Annotated in this window: 14 protein-coding genes and 1 pseudogene; 11 read left to right on the plus strand and 4 right to left on the minus strand. The window is 70.1% G+C overall.

The genetic code is table 11. The features are described 5' to 3' along the window. From LQ222_RS24770 to LQ222_RS24815, 10 genes and pseudogenes are all read left to right on the plus strand, one after another. Positions 1 to 504 (plus strand): annotated as a pseudogene (locus LQ222_RS24770) (vitamin B12-dependent ribonucleotide reductase); the annotation flags it as partial. A 19-nt stretch (positions 505 to 523) separates the two neighbouring features. Then, positions 524 to 991 carry a RidA family protein gene (locus LQ222_RS24775; protein WP_230169551.1) on the plus strand — a complete coding sequence of 156 codons (468 nt, stop codon included), beginning with the start codon at positions 524 to 526 and terminating at the stop codon, positions 989 to 991. Positions 992 to 1,179: 188 nt separating this feature from the next. After that, entirely contained in the window at positions 1,180 to 1,482 is a 303-nt protein-coding gene (locus LQ222_RS24780) for a hypothetical protein (RefSeq protein WP_230169552.1), read from the plus strand. Between the two features lie 73 nt (positions 1,483 to 1,555). Then, the gene (locus tag LQ222_RS24785) at positions 1,556 to 2,719 is read left to right on the plus strand and encodes a GNAT family N-acetyltransferase (RefSeq protein WP_230169553.1); all 1,164 of its coding nucleotides are present in this window, start codon (positions 1,556 to 1,558) and stop codon (positions 2,717 to 2,719) included. A 215-nt stretch (positions 2,720 to 2,934) separates the two neighbouring features. Further along, positions 2,935 to 3,876 carry an alpha/beta fold hydrolase gene (locus LQ222_RS24790; protein ID WP_230169554.1) on the plus strand — a complete coding sequence of 314 codons (942 nt, stop codon included), beginning with the start codon at positions 2,935 to 2,937 and terminating at the stop codon, positions 3,874 to 3,876. Positions 3,877 to 3,882: 6 nt separating this feature from the next. Continuing rightward, complete coding sequence (locus LQ222_RS24795; RefSeq protein ID WP_230169555.1) at positions 3,883 to 4,758, plus strand: DMT family transporter; 876 nt, start codon at positions 3,883 to 3,885, stop codon at positions 4,756 to 4,758. Further along, positions 4,755 to 6,749 (plus strand): DNA/RNA helicase domain-containing protein, encoded by a 1,995-nt coding sequence (locus LQ222_RS24800; RefSeq protein WP_230169556.1) that lies wholly within the window; start codon positions 4,755 to 4,757, stop codon positions 6,747 to 6,749. Before LQ222_RS24795 ends, LQ222_RS24800 begins: the two co-directional genes overlap by 4 nt. Positions 6,750 to 6,757: 8 nt before the next feature. Continuing rightward, positions 6,758 to 7,627, plus strand: a complete 870-nt coding sequence (locus LQ222_RS24805) for an endonuclease/exonuclease/phosphatase family protein (RefSeq protein ID WP_230169557.1) — start codon at positions 6,758 to 6,760, stop codon at positions 7,625 to 7,627. After that, positions 7,627 to 8,862 (plus strand): nitrate/nitrite transporter, encoded by a 1,236-nt coding sequence (locus LQ222_RS24810; RefSeq protein WP_230169558.1) that lies wholly within the window; start codon positions 7,627 to 7,629, stop codon positions 8,860 to 8,862. Before LQ222_RS24805 ends, LQ222_RS24810 begins: the two co-directional genes overlap by 1 nt. Further along, the gene (locus LQ222_RS24815) at positions 8,859 to 9,740 is read left to right on the plus strand and encodes a polyphosphate kinase 2 family protein (protein WP_230169559.1); all 882 of its coding nucleotides are present in this window, start codon (positions 8,859 to 8,861) and stop codon (positions 9,738 to 9,740) included. Before LQ222_RS24810 ends, LQ222_RS24815 begins: the two co-directional genes overlap by 4 nt. Positions 9,741 to 9,839: 99 nt before the next feature. Here the strand turns inward: LQ222_RS24815 and LQ222_RS24820 are convergent, their stop codons facing one another. From LQ222_RS24820 to LQ222_RS24835, 4 genes are all read right to left on the minus strand, one after another. Continuing rightward, positions 9,840 to 10,181, minus strand: coding sequence for a carboxymuconolactone decarboxylase family protein (locus tag LQ222_RS24820; protein WP_408906407.1), 342 nt, complete (start codon positions 10,179 to 10,181; stop codon positions 9,840 to 9,842). 81 nt (positions 10,182 to 10,262) lie between these two features. Further along, positions 10,263 to 12,620 (minus strand): ATP-dependent Clp protease ATP-binding subunit ClpA, encoded by a 2,358-nt coding sequence (clpA, locus tag LQ222_RS24825; RefSeq protein ID WP_230169560.1) that lies wholly within the window; start codon positions 12,618 to 12,620, stop codon positions 10,263 to 10,265. 112 nt (positions 12,621 to 12,732) lie between these two features. After that, complete coding sequence (clpS, locus tag LQ222_RS24830) at positions 12,733 to 13,074, minus strand: ATP-dependent Clp protease adapter ClpS (protein WP_198371206.1); 342 nt, start codon at positions 13,072 to 13,074, stop codon at positions 12,733 to 12,735. Positions 13,075 to 13,363: 289 nt separating this feature from the next. Beyond that, positions 13,364 to 13,864 (minus strand): phasin family protein, encoded by a 501-nt coding sequence (locus LQ222_RS24835; RefSeq protein WP_230169561.1) that lies wholly within the window; start codon positions 13,862 to 13,864, stop codon positions 13,364 to 13,366. A 344-nt stretch (positions 13,865 to 14,208) separates the two neighbouring features. Here LQ222_RS24835 and LQ222_RS24840 point away from each other — a divergent pair. After that, positions 14,209 to 15,203 (plus strand): D-alanyl-D-alanine carboxypeptidase family protein (locus LQ222_RS24840; protein ID WP_230169562.1); only part of this gene is annotated, 995 nt, incomplete at its 3' end.

Raw genomic sequence — 15,203 nt, forward strand, 5'->3', positions numbered from 1 at the left:
GCCGCGGCGCCACCGCAGGCGCCGCGCCGCGCCGCGCCCCGCCCGGTCTCGGCGGCGCCCGCGCGGACCTGGCGCGTCGCGGTCGGTGGGCTGCGCGTGGCCCTGCGCGCCACCGAGGATGACCGCGGCCGGCTGCGCGAGATCGCCTTCAGCCTGCCGCGCGAAGGTGCCGCCGCGCGCGGCCTGCTGGAGGCGCTGGCCCAGGCGGTCTCGCTCGGCCTCGCGCATGGGGTGCCGCTCGCGGCCTTCGTGGAGGCGCATGCCTATAGCCCCGGCGCCGGCGGCGTGGTGGAGGGCGATGGCGCGATCCGCCGCGCCACCTCGGTGCTGGACTGGGCGTTCCGGCGCCTGGCGCTGGATTATCTCGGCCGCGGCGACCTGCCGGACCCGGTCGAGGAGGAGACGCCCGCCGTCATCGAGGGCGCGCAGCCGCCGCTGCTGCCGCTCGACCTGCCGGCGCAGCCGGCGCCGCGGCGCGGGCGCGCCTGGCGCCACGCCGCCTGACCTTCACGGAGAGACCATCATGGCCGGACGCATCGAACAGCGACTGACGGAACTCGGCATCGCGCTGCCCACGCCGGCGGCGCCGATCGCCAATTACGTGGGCTTCAACGTCAGCGGGAAGCTGGTGGTGGTGTCCGGGCAGATCCCGCTGCGCGACGGTGCCGTGGCCTTCACCGGCAAGGTCGGCGTGGACGTGACGCCCGAGCAGGGGCAGGAGGCGGCGCGGATCTGCTTCATCAACCTGCTGGCGCAGCTGAAGGCGGCGGCGGGCGGCGACCTGGATCGCGTGGCGCGGGTGCTGCGCCTGGGCGGGTTCATCGCCGCGCCGGCATCCTTCACGCAGCATGCCGTGGTGATGAACGGCGCGTCGGACCTGGCGGTGGCGGTGTTCGGCGATGCCGGGCGGCATGCGCGCACGACCATCGGCGTGCCCTCCCTGCCGGCCGATGCGGCGGTCGAGGTCGAGGGGATGTTCGAACTCGCCTGAGGCGCGCGTGCGCGCATCCTGTGGCCTGAACGCCACAGTGTTGCGAGGAGTGAATTGAGGTCTTGCAAAGACTTATCACGGGAGAGTTATGCTCGCCGTGAGATCATTCTCGATGCGTCCCACAAGTGCAGGGAGATCGAATTCGGAATGACTCGCGGTTTGGTTGTTTCGGGCAAGGACGTATCCCCATGGGTCTTGGCATCATCGCCCTTCTGCTCGGCCTCGGCGCCGCAGGGGCAGGGGCCTATATCGGGCTCGCCACCAGCCGGCTTATGGTGGCGCTGCCGGGCGGCCTGCCGGCGCTGGCGCCGGAGACGGTCGCGATGGCGATGGTCGTGACCGGCGCGCTGACCATGCTGCTGGGCGTCCTCAGCATCTATCGATCGACCGAGGATGACAGCGGCGATGTCGGCTACGGCCGGTTGGCGGGCGCCATCCCCGCGGCGCCGCGGCGTGCCGGCGGGCCCGCCGGCAAGGCCAGGCGGGCGTAGCCGCCGCCCGGCGCGCCGGGGACCGTCACGCGCGCCCGCTTGCGCTGCGCCGCCGCCGCGCGACATTGGCGCCATGCCCGACGGATCCGCCGAACTCTCGCTGAGCCTGCATCCGCGCATCGCGGAGATCCCGGCCGCCGACTGGGATGCCTGCGCCGGTGGCGACAACCCCTTCGTCAGCCACGCCTTCCTGAGCGCGCTGGAGGATAGCGGCAGCGCCACGCCCGAGCGCGGCTGGCTGCCCCAGCACGCGGCACTGCGCGACGAGACCGGCCGCCTGGTCGCCTGCGCGCCCTGCTACGCCAAGTCCCATTCCCAGGGCGAGTATGTGTTCGACCATGGCTGGGCCGATGCGCTGGAGCGCGCCGGCGGGCAGTATTATCCGAAGCTGCAGGTCTGCGCGCCGTTCAGCCCGGTGCCGGGGCCGCGGCTGCTGCTGCGCCCGGATGCCGGCGTGCCGCATGCCGCCATCGCGCAGGGCCTGGTCCAGGGGGCGGAGGCGGTCGGTGCATCTTCGGTGCATGTCACCTTCTGCACCGAGGCCGAATGGGCGGCGCTGGGCGCGGCGGGCTGGCTGCGGCGCATCGGCACGCAGTTCCACTGGGCCAACCAGGGCTATGGCTGCTTCGACGATTTCCTGGGCGCGCTGGCCTCGCGCAAGCGCAAGGTGCTGCGGCGCGAAAGGCGGGACGTGCAGGCGGCCGGGCTGGCCCTGCGCTGCCTGCGCGGGGCCGAGATCACGCCGCGCCACTGGGATGCCTTCCACCGCTTCTACCGCAGCACCACCGACAAGAAATGGGGCCGCAGCGCGTACCTGACGAAGCGCTTCTGGCCGCTGCTGGCCGAACGCCTGGGCGATGCCGTGGTGCTGATGGTGGCCGAGCGCGACGGCGAACCGGTGGCGGGCGCGCTGAACCTGGTGGGGCGCGACGCGATCTATGGCCGCAACTGGGGTGCTACGGTGGACGTGCCGTTCCTGCATTTCGAGCTGTGCTACTACATGGCGATGGACTTCGCGATCGCGCACGGCATCGGGCGCGTCGAGGCCGGCGCCCAGGGCGAGCACAAGATCCAGCGTGGCTACCTGCCGGTGCCGACCTATTCCGCGCATTGGATCGCGCATCCGGGCCTGTCGCGCGCGGTGGGCGAATTCCTCGATCGCGAGCGCCCGGCGATGATGCGCGAGATGGAGGCGCTGGCCACGCTCTCGCCGTTCCGGCAGGAGGGCGAGGCGTAGCGCCGGCGGGATCGCCGTGCCTTCGCACGCATCACGGGCGCGCTGCGGCGCCTGCCGGCGGGGAGGGCGCGACCCATGCCGATGCCGGCGTGCTCCCCGATGTCGCGCGCGGATGGGTGGCGGCCATTGCCGCGGCGCCGCGCGTGCCGGCAGCCGGTGATTTCATCCGGCAGGACATTCGCCTAGGCTTCCCACCTTGGACGGAGGAAGCGAACATGCTGACCAGACGCGGAGCCTTTCTCGGCACGGCGGGGCTTGCGCTTGCGTCGCGCCTGCCGGGCGTGGCGCAGGCACAGGCGCCGGCGCCGGCACCTGCGCTGGCCTATCGGCCGCACAGCGTCACCACCCCCGATGGCGTGGTGCTGTCGGTGCAGGAGTGGGGCAATCCGCAAGGCCCCGCGATCCTGTTCATCCATGGGTCCTGGCAGTCGCACCTGTCCTGGGCGCGGCAGGTCAGCGACCCCGCGCTGGCGGCGCGCTACCGCATGGTGACCTTCGACCTGCGCGGCCATGGCGACAGCGCCAAGCCCGAGGGCGATGCCTTCTACAAGCCGGCCAAGCCCTGGGCGGATGATGTCGCGGCGATCATCGCGGCACTCGGCCTGCAGAGGCCGGTGCTGGCCGGCTGGTCCTATGGCGGGCGCGTCATGTGCGACTACCTGACGGTGCATGGCGCGGACAGGATCGGCGGGCTGCATTTCGTCGATGCCACGACCACGCTGGCCGATCCGGCGGCCTTCTTCGGGCCGGGGCTGCGCACGCTGGCGGCCGGCACCGCGGCCGACCAGGCGCAGCGGATCGCCGGCACCATCGCCTTCCTGCGCGTTTGCTTCGAACGCCAGCCGACCGATGCCGAGTTTCAGGCGATGCTGGCCTTCAACATGCTGACGCCGCGGCATGTGCGGATCGCGATGGGCGGCCGGCCGGCGCAGTACGAGGCCATGCTGCGCGCGCTGCGGATGCCCACGCTCGTCACGCATGGGGAGAAGGACCAGATCATCCTCCCGGCGCTGGCGCGCTGGACCGCATCGGTGGTGCCGGGCGCGCGGTTGTCGATCCATGAGGGCGCGGGCCACAGCCCGTTCTGGGAAGACACGCCGCGCTTCAACCGGGAACTGGCGGAGCTGATGGCGCAGGTGGCCGCGCGCCGCGGCTGATACCGCTTGCGCCTGGCCTACCTGCAGTTGGCGCTGTCGATGGCGCTGGTCGGCGCCAATGTGGCTGTGGCGAAGCTGCTGGCCGAGGCATTGCCGATCGCGCTGATCGCCTTCCTGCGCTGCGGGCTGGCGATGGCGGTGCTGTTTCCGTTGGCGCGCTGGATGGATGGGCGCGTGCGCGTGCCGCGCGATGTGGCGTGGAACCTGGCCTTGCAGGCGGTGTTCGGCACCGCGATCTACAATGCCGGGCTGCTGGCGGGCCTGCGCCTGACCACGGCGCTGGAGGGCGGGCTGGTGCTGGCCACGCTGCCCGCCGTGGTCGCGATCGGCGGCGCGGTGCTGCTGCGCGAACGCCTGCCGGGCCGGCAATGGAGCGCGGTGGCGCTGGCCGCCGGCGGCATGGCGGCGATCACCGTGGCGCGCGCGGCGGGCGGGGCGGGCGGGTCGCTGCTGGGCAACCTGCTGGTATTCGGCGGCGTGCTGGGGGAGGCGGCGTATGTTCTGCTGGCGCGGCGCATCGTGGGCCGCGTGCCGGTGGTGACCGCGAGCCTGTGGATGCAGGGTTTCTCCGCGCTGGTGCTGCTGCCCTTCGCCGCACCTGGCTTCGGTGCGGTGGCGGCGTTGTCGGATGCATCGCTGGCATCGCTGCTGGTGTTCCATTCGCTGACCGCGAGCGTGGTCTGCCTGTTGCTCTGGTATGCAGGTCTGCGGCGCGTGCCGGCGGGCATGGCGGGCGTGTTCACCGCCTTCCTGCCGGGCACCGCGGCGCTGGTGGCGGTGAGCCTGCTGGGCGAGGCCTTCACGGCCGTGCATGCGGCGGGCTTCGTGCTGATGATGGGCAGCGTGGCGGTGGCGACCTGGCCGCGGCGGGGGCGTGGATGAGGGCGTGGTTCCACTGCACGGGCGCCGAGCTGCTGGCGCGTGATCCCGACGAGGTCGTCGGCGTGCTCGCGGCGGAGCAGCAGCGGCGCGGATACTCCGGCGCAGCCGATCAGGATGGTGCTTGGCGCGATCAGCTCGCCGCGCTGCGCCGGGCCGTTGGCTCCGTTGGCGGCGAGGACTGGACGATCGTCCTCGAGTTCGAGCTCACGCGTCTTGAACGTCGGATCGATGCGGTGATCCTGACCGACCGCGCGATCGTCTGCTGCGAGTTCAAGGCGGGCGAGCTGACGCCTTCGCGCCTGCGCGAAGTCGATGAATACGCGATGCGGCTGCGCGATTTCCACGAGGGCAGCCGCTCACATTCGATCTATCCGCTGCTGGCGGCCGGATCGGGCCCTTTCGTGCGTCCATCGCAGGCCGGACTTCCGCTTGTAGCGATGCACCAGCCCCTTGCGACGGGGAGTGCCGGTCTGGGTGACGCTCTGCGATGGATCGCCCTGCAGGAGCCACCGCCCAGCAGGCCGCTGGACGGTCGTGCCTGGCTCGACGCGCGCTACTTGCCGGTCCCGGGCATCGTTGAAGCCGCACGCAGGCTCTTCGCGCGCCATGATGTCCTGGAACTCGGGGTTGCGCGGGCGGATGCAGGCAACCTGACGCGCACCGGAGATGCCATCCGCCGCGCCATCGGCGTCGCGCGCTCCCAGAACCGGAGGATTGCGGTCTTCGTGACGGGCATTCCCGGCGCGGGCAAGACGCTCTGCGGCCTGGACACCGTGTTTCGCAGCGACACCAAGACCGCGTTTCTCAGTGGGAATGCCCCGTTGATCGAAGTGCTGCGCGAGGCCCTGGCGCGCGACGCCGTCGCACAGGGAGCAACCACGGCGGCAGCGTCCGAACGCGTGGAGGGTTTCATCCAGAACATCCACCGCTTCCTCGAGTCACACGCGGAGCCAGGGGCACCGCCACCCGAGGAGGTGATCGTCTTCGACGAGGCGCAGCGCGCCTGGGACCAGGCCAAGGCGACGCGCAAGACGCAGAACCGCAAGTCGAAGCTGTTCATGAGCGAACCGGCGCACGCGCTGGACATCATGGGCCGGCGCGATGACTGGGCCGTGATCGTCGCGCTGATCGGCAATGGACAGGAGATCAACACCGGTGAGGCCGGACTGCGCGAGTGGGGGCGGGCCATTGCCGCGCATGGCGGATGGGAAGCGCGCGTCGCCGCGCGCGGGGTGTCCGCGACCGATCCGCGGCAATGCATCGGCAGCAGCGACGCGCCATGGATCGTGCGCGACGATGATCTCGACCTTGTCGTTCCGATCCGTTCGGTCCGGAGTTCCTCGATGGCCGCGTGGGTCGAGGCGGTGCTCGACAATGATGTCGAGCGGGCCGCGAGCCTGGCTGCGGTGGAGCCTCCACCGGTCCTCGTGACACGCGAACTTCCGGCTGCGCGTGCGGCCTTGCGCGTGCTCGCGCGCGGGCAGCGGCGTGCGGGCTTCGTTCGTGCATCGGGTGGAAGACGATTGCGCGCGGAAGGTCTCGCGGCCGAGGTGTCGTTGAAGGAGGTCGCCAACTGGTTTCTTGAGCGCTTCCCCGACGATATCCGCGCATCGGATGCGCTGGAGGCGGCTGCGACGGAATACGCCTGCCAGGGGCTCGAACTCGACGTGGTGGGCCTGGGTTGGGACCTTGATCTTCGCCGCTCGGATGGGCGCTGGACCGGCTGGCGCATCGTTGGAAAGAAGTGGCACCGCGAGTTGCAGGAATTCGACTACGTGCTGAACACCTACCGCGTGCTGCTGACCCGCGCGCGCTACGAGACCGTGATCTGGGTGCCGCACGGATCGCCGCGCGACGACCCCTTCCACGACGCCACGCGCGACGCTGCCGCCTACGACGCCATCGCGGCATTCCTGCTCGCCTGCGGTGCGCGCCCGCTTGAGGCCCTGGACGCGCCGCCCGCGCGCGCCGAACCCGCGACACTGCTATGAAGGCCGCCATGCGCCCGCTGCTGATCGCCCTGCTTGCCCTGCTCGCCCTGCCCGCCGCGGCGCAGGAGATCAAGCTCGCCGCCTGGAACATCGCCTGGCTGACCACCAAGCCGGCCGGGCATCCGGACCTGCCATCCTCCCTGCCCACCCGCACGCCCGAGGATTTCGCGCGGCTGCGCGTCTATGCCGATCGCCTGGCCGCCGATGTGGTGGCGATCCAGGAGGTGGACGGGCCGCTCGCCGCGGCGCGGGTGTTCGATGCGACGCGCTGGGATTTCCACTTCCCCGCCGAGACCGACACGCAGCGCGCCGGCTTCGCCTGGCGGCGCGGGCTGAACGTGGTGCGCAACCCCGATGTCACGGCGCTCGACCTGGCGCCGACGGCGCGGCGGTCGCTGCGGCGCGGCGCCGACATCACCGTTCGCTCGGGCGACGGGGCGCCGCTGCGGCTGCTGTCGGTCCACCTGGATGGCGGCTGCGCGCAGGGGTCGGTGCGGCGGCCGGAATCGCGCGACTGCCAGAACCTCGGCCGCCAGGGCGAGATCATCCGCGACTGGATCGCCGAGCGCCGGCGCGAGGGCGTGGCCTTCGCCGTGCTGGGCGACTTCAACCGCCGCATGGACCGCAACGACGAATTCCTCGCGACCCTGACCGAGGCCGCGCCGCTGGCCCGCCCGACCGAGGGCTTCGCCAACCCGTGCTGGGCGCGCGACGGCCAGGCGCGCGGCTTCGTCGACCACATCCTGCTGGGTGGGCCGGCGCGCGACTGGATGGTGCGCGACAGCTTCCGCGTGCTGGTCTATGTCGAGCGCGACCAGGGGCTGCGGCAGCGGATATCCGACCACTGCCCGATCAGCGTGCGGCTCGACCCGCGCTGATGGCCGCGTCACCGGGCTTCGCGCGCATCACGTTGCCGCTGGCGGCGATCAACTTCCTCAACCAATGCAATCGCGGGATGGTGGCGACGATCGGGCCGCTGCTGGCGATCGAATTCGGGTTGTCGGCCTCCGGCCTCGGGCTGCTGGCGGCGTGCTTCTTCGGGGCCTATGCGGCGGCGCAATTGCCGATCGGCGTGGCGCTGGACCTGCACGGGCCGCGGCGCGTGCAGGCCACGCTGGCGGTGGTCTCGGCCGCCGGCTTCCTGCTGTGTGCGGCGGCACCCGACGTGATGGTGCTGGCGCTGGGGCGCATCCTGTGCGGGCTGGGCCTGGCCGCCGGGCTGATGGCGATGCTGAAGGCCAATTCGCAATGGTATCCGAAGGAACGCGTGGCGGCGGTGACCGGCGCGGGGCTGTTCCTGGCGGGCATGGGCGGGATGGCCGCGACGGTGCCGGTGCAGGCGGCGCTGCCGTGGCTGGGCTGGCGGGGCATCTTCGTGCTGCTGGCGGGGCTGACCGTGTGTGCGGCGGTGTGGATCCTGACCGTGGTGCCGGACCGCCCGCCCGGCGCCGCGGTGCCGCAACGCCGCAGCCTGCTGCGCGAGATCGGCGAGTTCGGCCGCATCTTCCGCGACCGGCCGTTCCTGCGCTTCCTGCCGGCGATCATGGTGCTGTCCGCGCTGAACTTCACCTTCACCGGGCTCTGGGCCGGGCCCTGGCTGCGCGACGTGGGCGGGCTGGAAGACGGGCCGCGCGCGCTGGCGCTGCTGATCTACGCGATGGGCCTGGTGACCGGGTCGCTGGTGACCGGGCAGGCCGCCTGGTTCGCGCAGCAGCGCGGCCGTTCCGCGATGTTCGTGCCCTATGTCGGGATCGGCGGCGTGCTGCTGGCGCAGGCGGTGCTGATCGCGGGACCGGGCGGCTTCTGGCCGACCGTCGCGGCCTGGTTCGCGTTCTCCTTCTGCGGATCGGTCGGCGTGGTGGGCTATGCGGCGGTCGGGCAGGGCTTTCCGCCGGAATTGCAGGGGCGCGTGGCGACCGCCATCAACTTCTCGATGCTGGTGCTGGTGTTCATCCTGCAGATCGGCATCGGCGCCATCCTGGACCTGTGGCCGCGCACCGCGAATGGCGGCTGGGACCCGGCGGGCTATGCGGTCGCCTTGTCGGTCACCTTCCTGTTGCAGGCGCTGGCGGCGGCGTGGATCGTGGTGGCACCAAGGGGGAGGGCGGCATGATCGACCAGCGCACGCAGAAGGTCCTGGAACGCTACCGCGTCGAGTCCGGCAAGGGATTCCGCCTGAAGGATTTCGACGCCGGCGACACCGCCGGCCTCGGCATCGAGAAGGACCACGCGGCCCGGTTGCTGCAACAGGGCGTCGACCGCCTCGCGGAGCTGCAGGACATGCTCTACGCGCAGGACCGCTGGTCGGTGCTGTGCATCTTCCAGGCGATGGATGCGGCGGGCAAGGACGGCGCGATCAAGCACGTCTTCTCCGGCGTCAATCCGCAGGGCTGCCAGGTGCATTCCTTCAAGGCGCCCAATGCGATGGAACTGGACCACGATTTCCTGTGGCGCCATTCGACCGCTTTGCCCGAACGCGGGCGCATCGGCATCCACAACCGGTCCTGGTACGAGGAAGTGCTGGTGGTGCGCGTGCACCCCGAATACCTGGCGGGCCAGAAACTGCCCCCGGCGCTGGTCGGAAAATCCGTGTGGGATGAACGGCTGGAGGATATCGCGGCCTATGAACGCTACCTGGCCCGGCAGGGCACGGTGGTGCTGAAGTTCTTCCTCAATGTCAGCAAGGCGGAGCAGAAGAAGCGCTTCCTCGCGCGCATCGACGAGCCGGAGAAGAACTGGAAGTTCTCCGCCGGCGACGTGACCGAGCGTGGCCACTGGGACGCCTATATGGCGGCCTACCAGGACGCGATCCGCGGCACCGCGGGCAAGCACGCGCCGTGGTACGTGGTGCCGGCGGACGCGAAGTGGTTCACGCGCCTGGTGGTGGTGGCGGCGATCGTGCAGGCGCTGGAGGGGCTTGGCCTGCACTATCCGAAGGTGACCAAGGCGCAGAAGGCGGCGCTGGAGGGCGCGCGGAAGGCGTTGGGTTAGGACATGCTGCGTTCGCTCGCGCTCACTTCGTAGGCTCCAACTTCTTGTTTTCAGAGCATCTTCACGCGTTCAGATGATTCCACCTGAACGCGATCTGCACTAACCCTCATTCGCCCGATCCAGCGCATGCAGCGCATAGGTGAATGCCGCCCCCGCGTTCAGCGCGATCGCCACCCCCAGCGCCTCCGCGATCTCGGCTTTCGTGGCACCCGCCGCCAGCGCCTTGCGCACATGCGCGTCCATGCACCCCTCGCACTTCGTGGTGATGGCGACACCCAGCGCGATGAACTCCCGCGTCTTGGCATCGAGGTGCTGCGTCTTGGCCGCGCCGTTCGACAGCGCGACGAACCCCTTCACGATCTCCGGGTGCAGCTGGCCCAGTTCCTTGCCGCGCTCGCGCAGCGCCTCGGAATAGGCGTTCCAGTCCTTGATCGCGCTCATTGCTTCATCCCCTGAACGGAAAACGGGCGCGGAGGTGAACCCTCCGCGCCCGTCCATCTTCGCCGCTGCGGCGGCCTGACGCTACTCCGCCGTCTCCGGCTCGCGGTCGGGCTCGCCCTCGCCTTCCTCGGGCTTGGGCAGGGCCGGGGGCGTGGCCTCCATGATGTCGAAGGACAGCGCGCCGTCCTTCAGCCCCACCTTCACCGAACCGCCCTTGGCCAGCTTGCCGAACAGCAGTTCTTCCGCGAGCGGCTTCTTGATGAATTCCTGGATGACGCGCGCGAGCGGGCGCGCGCCGTACAGCGGGTCGTAGCCGCGTTCCGCCAGCCATTCCTTCGCCGCCGACGACAGCTCGATCGTCACGTTCCGATCCGCGAGCTGGGCCTCCAGCTGCATTACGAACTTCTCCACCACGCGGCCGACGATCTCGGGCGTCAGCGCGGCGAAGGGCACGATCGCATCCAGGCGATTGCGGAATTCCGGCGTGAACAGGCGCTTGATGGCTTCCTCGTCCTCGCCGATGCGGGTTTCGCGTTCGAAGCCGATCGTCGCCTTGGCCATGTCCGACGCGCCCGCATTCGTCGTCATGATCAGCACGACGTTGCGGAAATCCACGGTCTTGCCGTTGTGGTCGGTCAGCTTCCCGTGGTCCATCACCTGCAGCAGGATGTTGTACAGGTCCTGGTGCGCCTTCTCGATCTCATCGAGCAGCAGCACGGCATGCGGATGCTGGTCGATCGCATCGGTCAGCAACCCGCCCTGGTCGAAGCCGACATAGCCCGGCGGCGCGCCGATCAGTCGCGAAACCGAATGCCGCTCCATGTATTCCGACATGTCGAAGCGGATCAGCTCGATCCCCAGCGTCTTCGCCAGCTGCTTGGCGACCTCGGTCTTGCCGACGCCGGTGGGGCCGGAGAACAGGTAGTTGCCGATCGGCTTCTCGGGATCGCGCAGGCCGGCACGCGCCAGCTTGATCGCGGCGGAGAGCGCGTCGATCGCCTTGTCCTGGCCGAACACCATCGCCTTGAGGTCGCGCTCCAGCGTGCGCAGCTGCTCGCGGTCGTCGGTCGAGACCGACTTCGGCGGGATGCGCGCGATCTTGGCGACGATGTCCTCGACATCCTTCAGCGTGACCGTCTTCCGCCGCTTGCCCTCGGGCAGCAGCATGCGCGACGCGCCCACCTCGTCGATCACGTCGATCGCCTTGTCGGGCAGCTTGCGGTCGTGGATGTACTTGGCCGACAGTTCCACCGCGGCGCGGATGGCCTCGGGCGTGTAGCGGACCTTGTGGTGCTTCTCGTAGTTGGTCTTGAGGCCCTGGAGGATCTTCACCGCATCCTCGACCGTGGGTTCGTTCACGTCGATCTTCTGGAAGCGGCGGACCAGCGCGCGGTCCTTCTCGAAGTAGTTGCGGTATTCCTTGTAGGTCGTGGAACCGACGCAGCGCAGCGTGCCCTGCGCCAGCGCCGGCTTCAGCAGGTTCGACGCATCCATCGCCCCGCCGGAGGTCGCACCGGCGCCGATCACGGTATGGATCTCGTCGATGAACAGGATGGAGCCTGGCTGGGCTTCCAGCTCGTTCACCACGGCCTTCAGCCGTTCCTCGAAATCGCCGCGGTAGCGCGTGCCGGCCAGCAGGCTGCCCATGTCGAGCGCGTAGATCGTGGACTTCAGCAGCACCTCGGGCACGTCGCCCTCGACGATGCGCTTGGCCAGGCCTTCCGCGATCGCGGTCTTGCCCACGCCGGGGTCACCCACATACAGCGGGTTGTTCTTGGTGCGCCGGCACAGGATCTGGATGGTGCGCTCGATCTCCTGGTCGCGGCCGATCAGCGGGTCGATCTTGCCGGCCTGCGCCTTCTTGTTGAGGTTGACGCAGTAGTTCGTCAGCGCGTCCTGGCCGCGGCCGCCGCGGGGCTTCTCCTCCTTCTCCGGGTTCTCCTCCCCGGGGTTGTTGGACGAAGCCTGCGGCGCACCCTGCACCGGGCGCGGCGTGGAGCGCCCCGGCGCCTTGGCGATGCCATGGCTGATGAAGTTCACCGCATCGAGCCGCGTCATGTCCTGCAGCTGCAGGAAATACACGGCATGCGATTCGCGTTCGCTGAACAGGGCGACCAGCACGTTGGCGCCGGTCACCTCGTCGCGGCCGCTGCTCTGCACATGGATGGCGGCGCGCTGCACCACGCGCTGGAAGCCGGCGGTGGGCTTGGGGTCCCCCGCGCGTTCCGTGACCAGCCCGGCCAGGTCCTTGTCGAGGAATTCCGACAGGTCGCGCTTGAGGCGGTCGAGGTCGACCCCGCAGGCGCGCAGCACCGTCGCGGCATCCTGGTCATCGCCCAGGGCGAGGAGCAGGTGTTCGAGGGTCGCGTATTCGTGGCGCCGTTCGCTGGCCAGTGCCAGGGCCCGGTGGAGCGTCTGCTCGAGGTTGCGGGACAGCATGTCAGTGACGCTCCCCTGTCGGTGGCGCGTCAGCCTCATTGGGTCGGCGCGGCACCAGGTATCCAGTCGGTATGATGTGGGCTTCCCCCCGGGGTTCTGCGACCCCTGACCCCTATTCCTTCTCGATCGTGCACTGCAGAGGGTGCTGGTTCTGGCGCGCCAGGTCCATCACCTGCGTTACCTTGGTCTCCGCGACCTCGTAGGTGAAGACGCCGCAGACGCCGACTCCGCGCCGGTGCACATGCAGCATGATGCGCGTCGCTTCCTCCCGGTTCTTCTGGAAGAAGCGTTCGAGGACATGCACGACGAACTCCATCGGCGTGTAGTCGTCGTTCAGCATCAACACCTTGTACATCGCGGGCTTCTTGGTGCGCGGACGTGTCTTGACGACCACGCCCGTCTGGGGCCCGTCGCCGCCCTGCCCACCGCCGGGGCGCTTGTCCTGATCGCTCATGGCCGAAGACGTGGTTCCCTTGGGCGAGGCAACAACGGCCCCGCGCCGCATGGCAGGATATCGGAGGGCGCGGGCGGCCGTGAAGGGCCGAGCGCGCCGGCCGGTCAGATAGTTGGCCCAGAGGCATTAAAAAAGGCCCGGCCCGGGCCGACCCGGCCGCTCGCGCGGCAGGATCGACCCGGACCGGGCCCTTTTCGGCCACCCCGGCGCAGGGGGAGGGGAAGCGCCAGGCTGGCCGTGGTCACGTCACGCGTGCCCCGCCGACCCTGAGGGCCGGCAGGAGGCGGGCTCAGGCCGCGATCGGCTTCGCCATCTTCTCCATCGCGACCGTCATGCGGGCGGAGATCGGCGCCACGGCCTGCTCGGTCAGCTTGAACACGGCTTCCTGCATCTTGGCGGATTCGGCCACGGCCTTCTCCATCGCGGCCTTGGCGAACTTCGCCTGGATCTCGGCGGCCTCGTTCAGCGACTTCACGGCGGCGAGCGCCTTCGCACCCTCGAGGGAGTGGTCGGTCATGCCCTGCGCCAGCGCCATCACCTGGCGGGCCAGGTCCTGCGTGCCAACGGCCCAGGTCTGGGCGGCCTTGGTGAAGGCCTCCATGTTGCCACGGCCGAACTCGGTCGCTTCCTCGACGACCTTCATCACGCCTTCGGCGCCCTTGCTCATCTGCTCCATGCCCTTCTCCATCGCGACGCGGGCCTGCGCCGCGCCGTCGGTCACGATCTTCTGCGCCTGCGCGGCGCCCTCGGCGGCGATCTTCTTCACGTCGGGGGTCTTGGTCTCGGCCATCGTATTGTCCTCTGCCATATTGGGGGATGGGACCGACATGGCCCCGTTCCGCTTCGGTGGCCCGGGCTTCCGGACCGCTTTGCTGCGCTGCAACATGGAAAGCCGTTTAGACGCTTCCAGAGGCGCTCTGCAAGATTTTTTTGCACTGCACCATGACATTCCTGGCCCGGTCCGGCTGGGTGTCCGGGGGCAGGGTCCGAGCGGGCTGCAACACCTCATTGTAACCCTTTGCCGAACAACGATGTCGCGGTCGTTTCGGCTGGACGGGACGGCCGCCATATCGCTATCCTGGGCATGAGTGATACCGCCCATCCACGCGATCGGGCCGCAGGGGGATTGCCTTCATGACGCTGTACCGCGTCCGACATCGCGCGACCGCGCCGTTCCGCGCCGGGCGCCCCGCGCTGGCGGCCGTGCTGGCGCTGGCCGTCGCCTGGCTGGCCCCGGCCCCCGCCGCCGCGCAGATCGGCAGCGAACGGTACTCCGCCATGGTGGTCGAGGCGCGCACCGGCCGCGTGCTGGTCGCCGCCAACCCCGACGAGACGCGCTACCCCGCCTCGCTCACCAAGATGATGACGCTCTACATGCTGTTCGACGCGCTGCAGGAAGGGCGCGTCCAGCTCAACACGCCGATCCGCATGAGCGAGGAAGCGGCATCGCGGCCGCCGTCGAAGCTCGGCCTGCCGGTCGGCGCCACGCTGTCGGTCGAACAGGCGATCCTGGCGCTGGTGACGAAAAGTGCGAACGACGTCGCCGCCGCCGTGGGCGAGCACCTGGCCGGCAGCGAGGAACGCTTCGGCCAGCTGATGACCATGCGCGCGCGCGCCATCGGCATGACGCGCACGACCTTCCGCAACGCCTCCGGCCTGCCGGACCCGGACAACACCACCACGGCGCGCGACATGGCGACGCTGGGCCTGCGGCTGATCCGCGACCACCCCACCCGCTACCACTATTTCGGCACGGTCCATTTCAACTGGGGCCGCGCGATGATCCGCAACCACAACCGCATGCTGGGCGACTATGAAGGCGCCGACGGCATCAAGACCGGCTTCATCCGCGATTCCGGCTTCAACATCGTGACCTCCGCCATCCGCGACAATGTCCGGCTGGTGGGCGTGACCATGGGCGGGTCGTCCTGGGTCGAGCGCGACCGCCACATGGGCGCGCTGATGGACCAGGGCTTCGCGCAAATGGGCGTGGCGCCGCGCGCGCCTTCGTCGATCATGGCGGCCGCGGTGCCGGCAGTGGGCGCGGCGCGGGCCGCCACCGCCGCCCGGCGCGCGGTGCCCGACCGCCGCGCGGCCACCACCCGGGCCGCGGCGACGCAGTCGCGGGT

The organism is Roseomonas sp. CECT 9278 (assembly GCF_918698155.1).
In the GTDB taxonomy this organism is placed as follows: Bacteria; Pseudomonadota; Alphaproteobacteria; order Acetobacterales; family Acetobacteraceae; genus Neoroseomonas.

Coding starts and splice junctions, on each gene's coding strand:
- clpA (WP_230169560.1), bottom strand. CDS start 12,620: ATGCTGTCCCGCAACCTCGAGCAGACGCTCCACCGGGCCCTGGCACTG.
- LQ222_RS24800 (WP_230169556.1), top strand. CDS start 4,755: ATGAGGGCGTGGTTCCACTGCACGGGCGCCGAGCTGCTGGCGCGTGAT.
- LQ222_RS24805 (WP_230169557.1), top strand. CDS start 6,758: ATGCGCCCGCTGCTGATCGCCCTGCTTGCCCTGCTCGCCCTGCCCGCC.
- LQ222_RS24815 (WP_230169559.1), top strand. CDS start 8,859: ATGATCGACCAGCGCACGCAGAAGGTCCTGGAACGCTACCGCGTCGAG.
- LQ222_RS24820 (WP_408906407.1), bottom strand. CDS start 10,181: ATGAGCGCGATCAAGGACTGGAACGCCTATTCCGAGGCGCTGCGCGAG.
- LQ222_RS24835 (WP_230169561.1), bottom strand. CDS start 13,864: ATGGCCGAGACCAAGACCCCCGACGTGAAGAAGATCGCCGCCGAGGGC.
- LQ222_RS24775 (WP_230169551.1), top strand. CDS start 524: ATGGCCGGACGCATCGAACAGCGACTGACGGAACTCGGCATCGCGCTG.
- clpS (WP_198371206.1), bottom strand. CDS start 13,074: ATGAGCGATCAGGACAAGCGCCCCGGCGGTGGGCAGGGCGGCGACGGG.
- LQ222_RS24810 (WP_230169558.1), top strand. CDS start 7,627: ATGGCCGCGTCACCGGGCTTCGCGCGCATCACGTTGCCGCTGGCGGCG.
- LQ222_RS24785 (WP_230169553.1), top strand. CDS start 1,556: ATGCCCGACGGATCCGCCGAACTCTCGCTGAGCCTGCATCCGCGCATC.
- LQ222_RS24780 (WP_230169552.1), top strand. CDS start 1,180: ATGGGTCTTGGCATCATCGCCCTTCTGCTCGGCCTCGGCGCCGCAGGG.
- LQ222_RS24790 (WP_230169554.1), top strand. CDS start 2,935: ATGCTGACCAGACGCGGAGCCTTTCTCGGCACGGCGGGGCTTGCGCTT.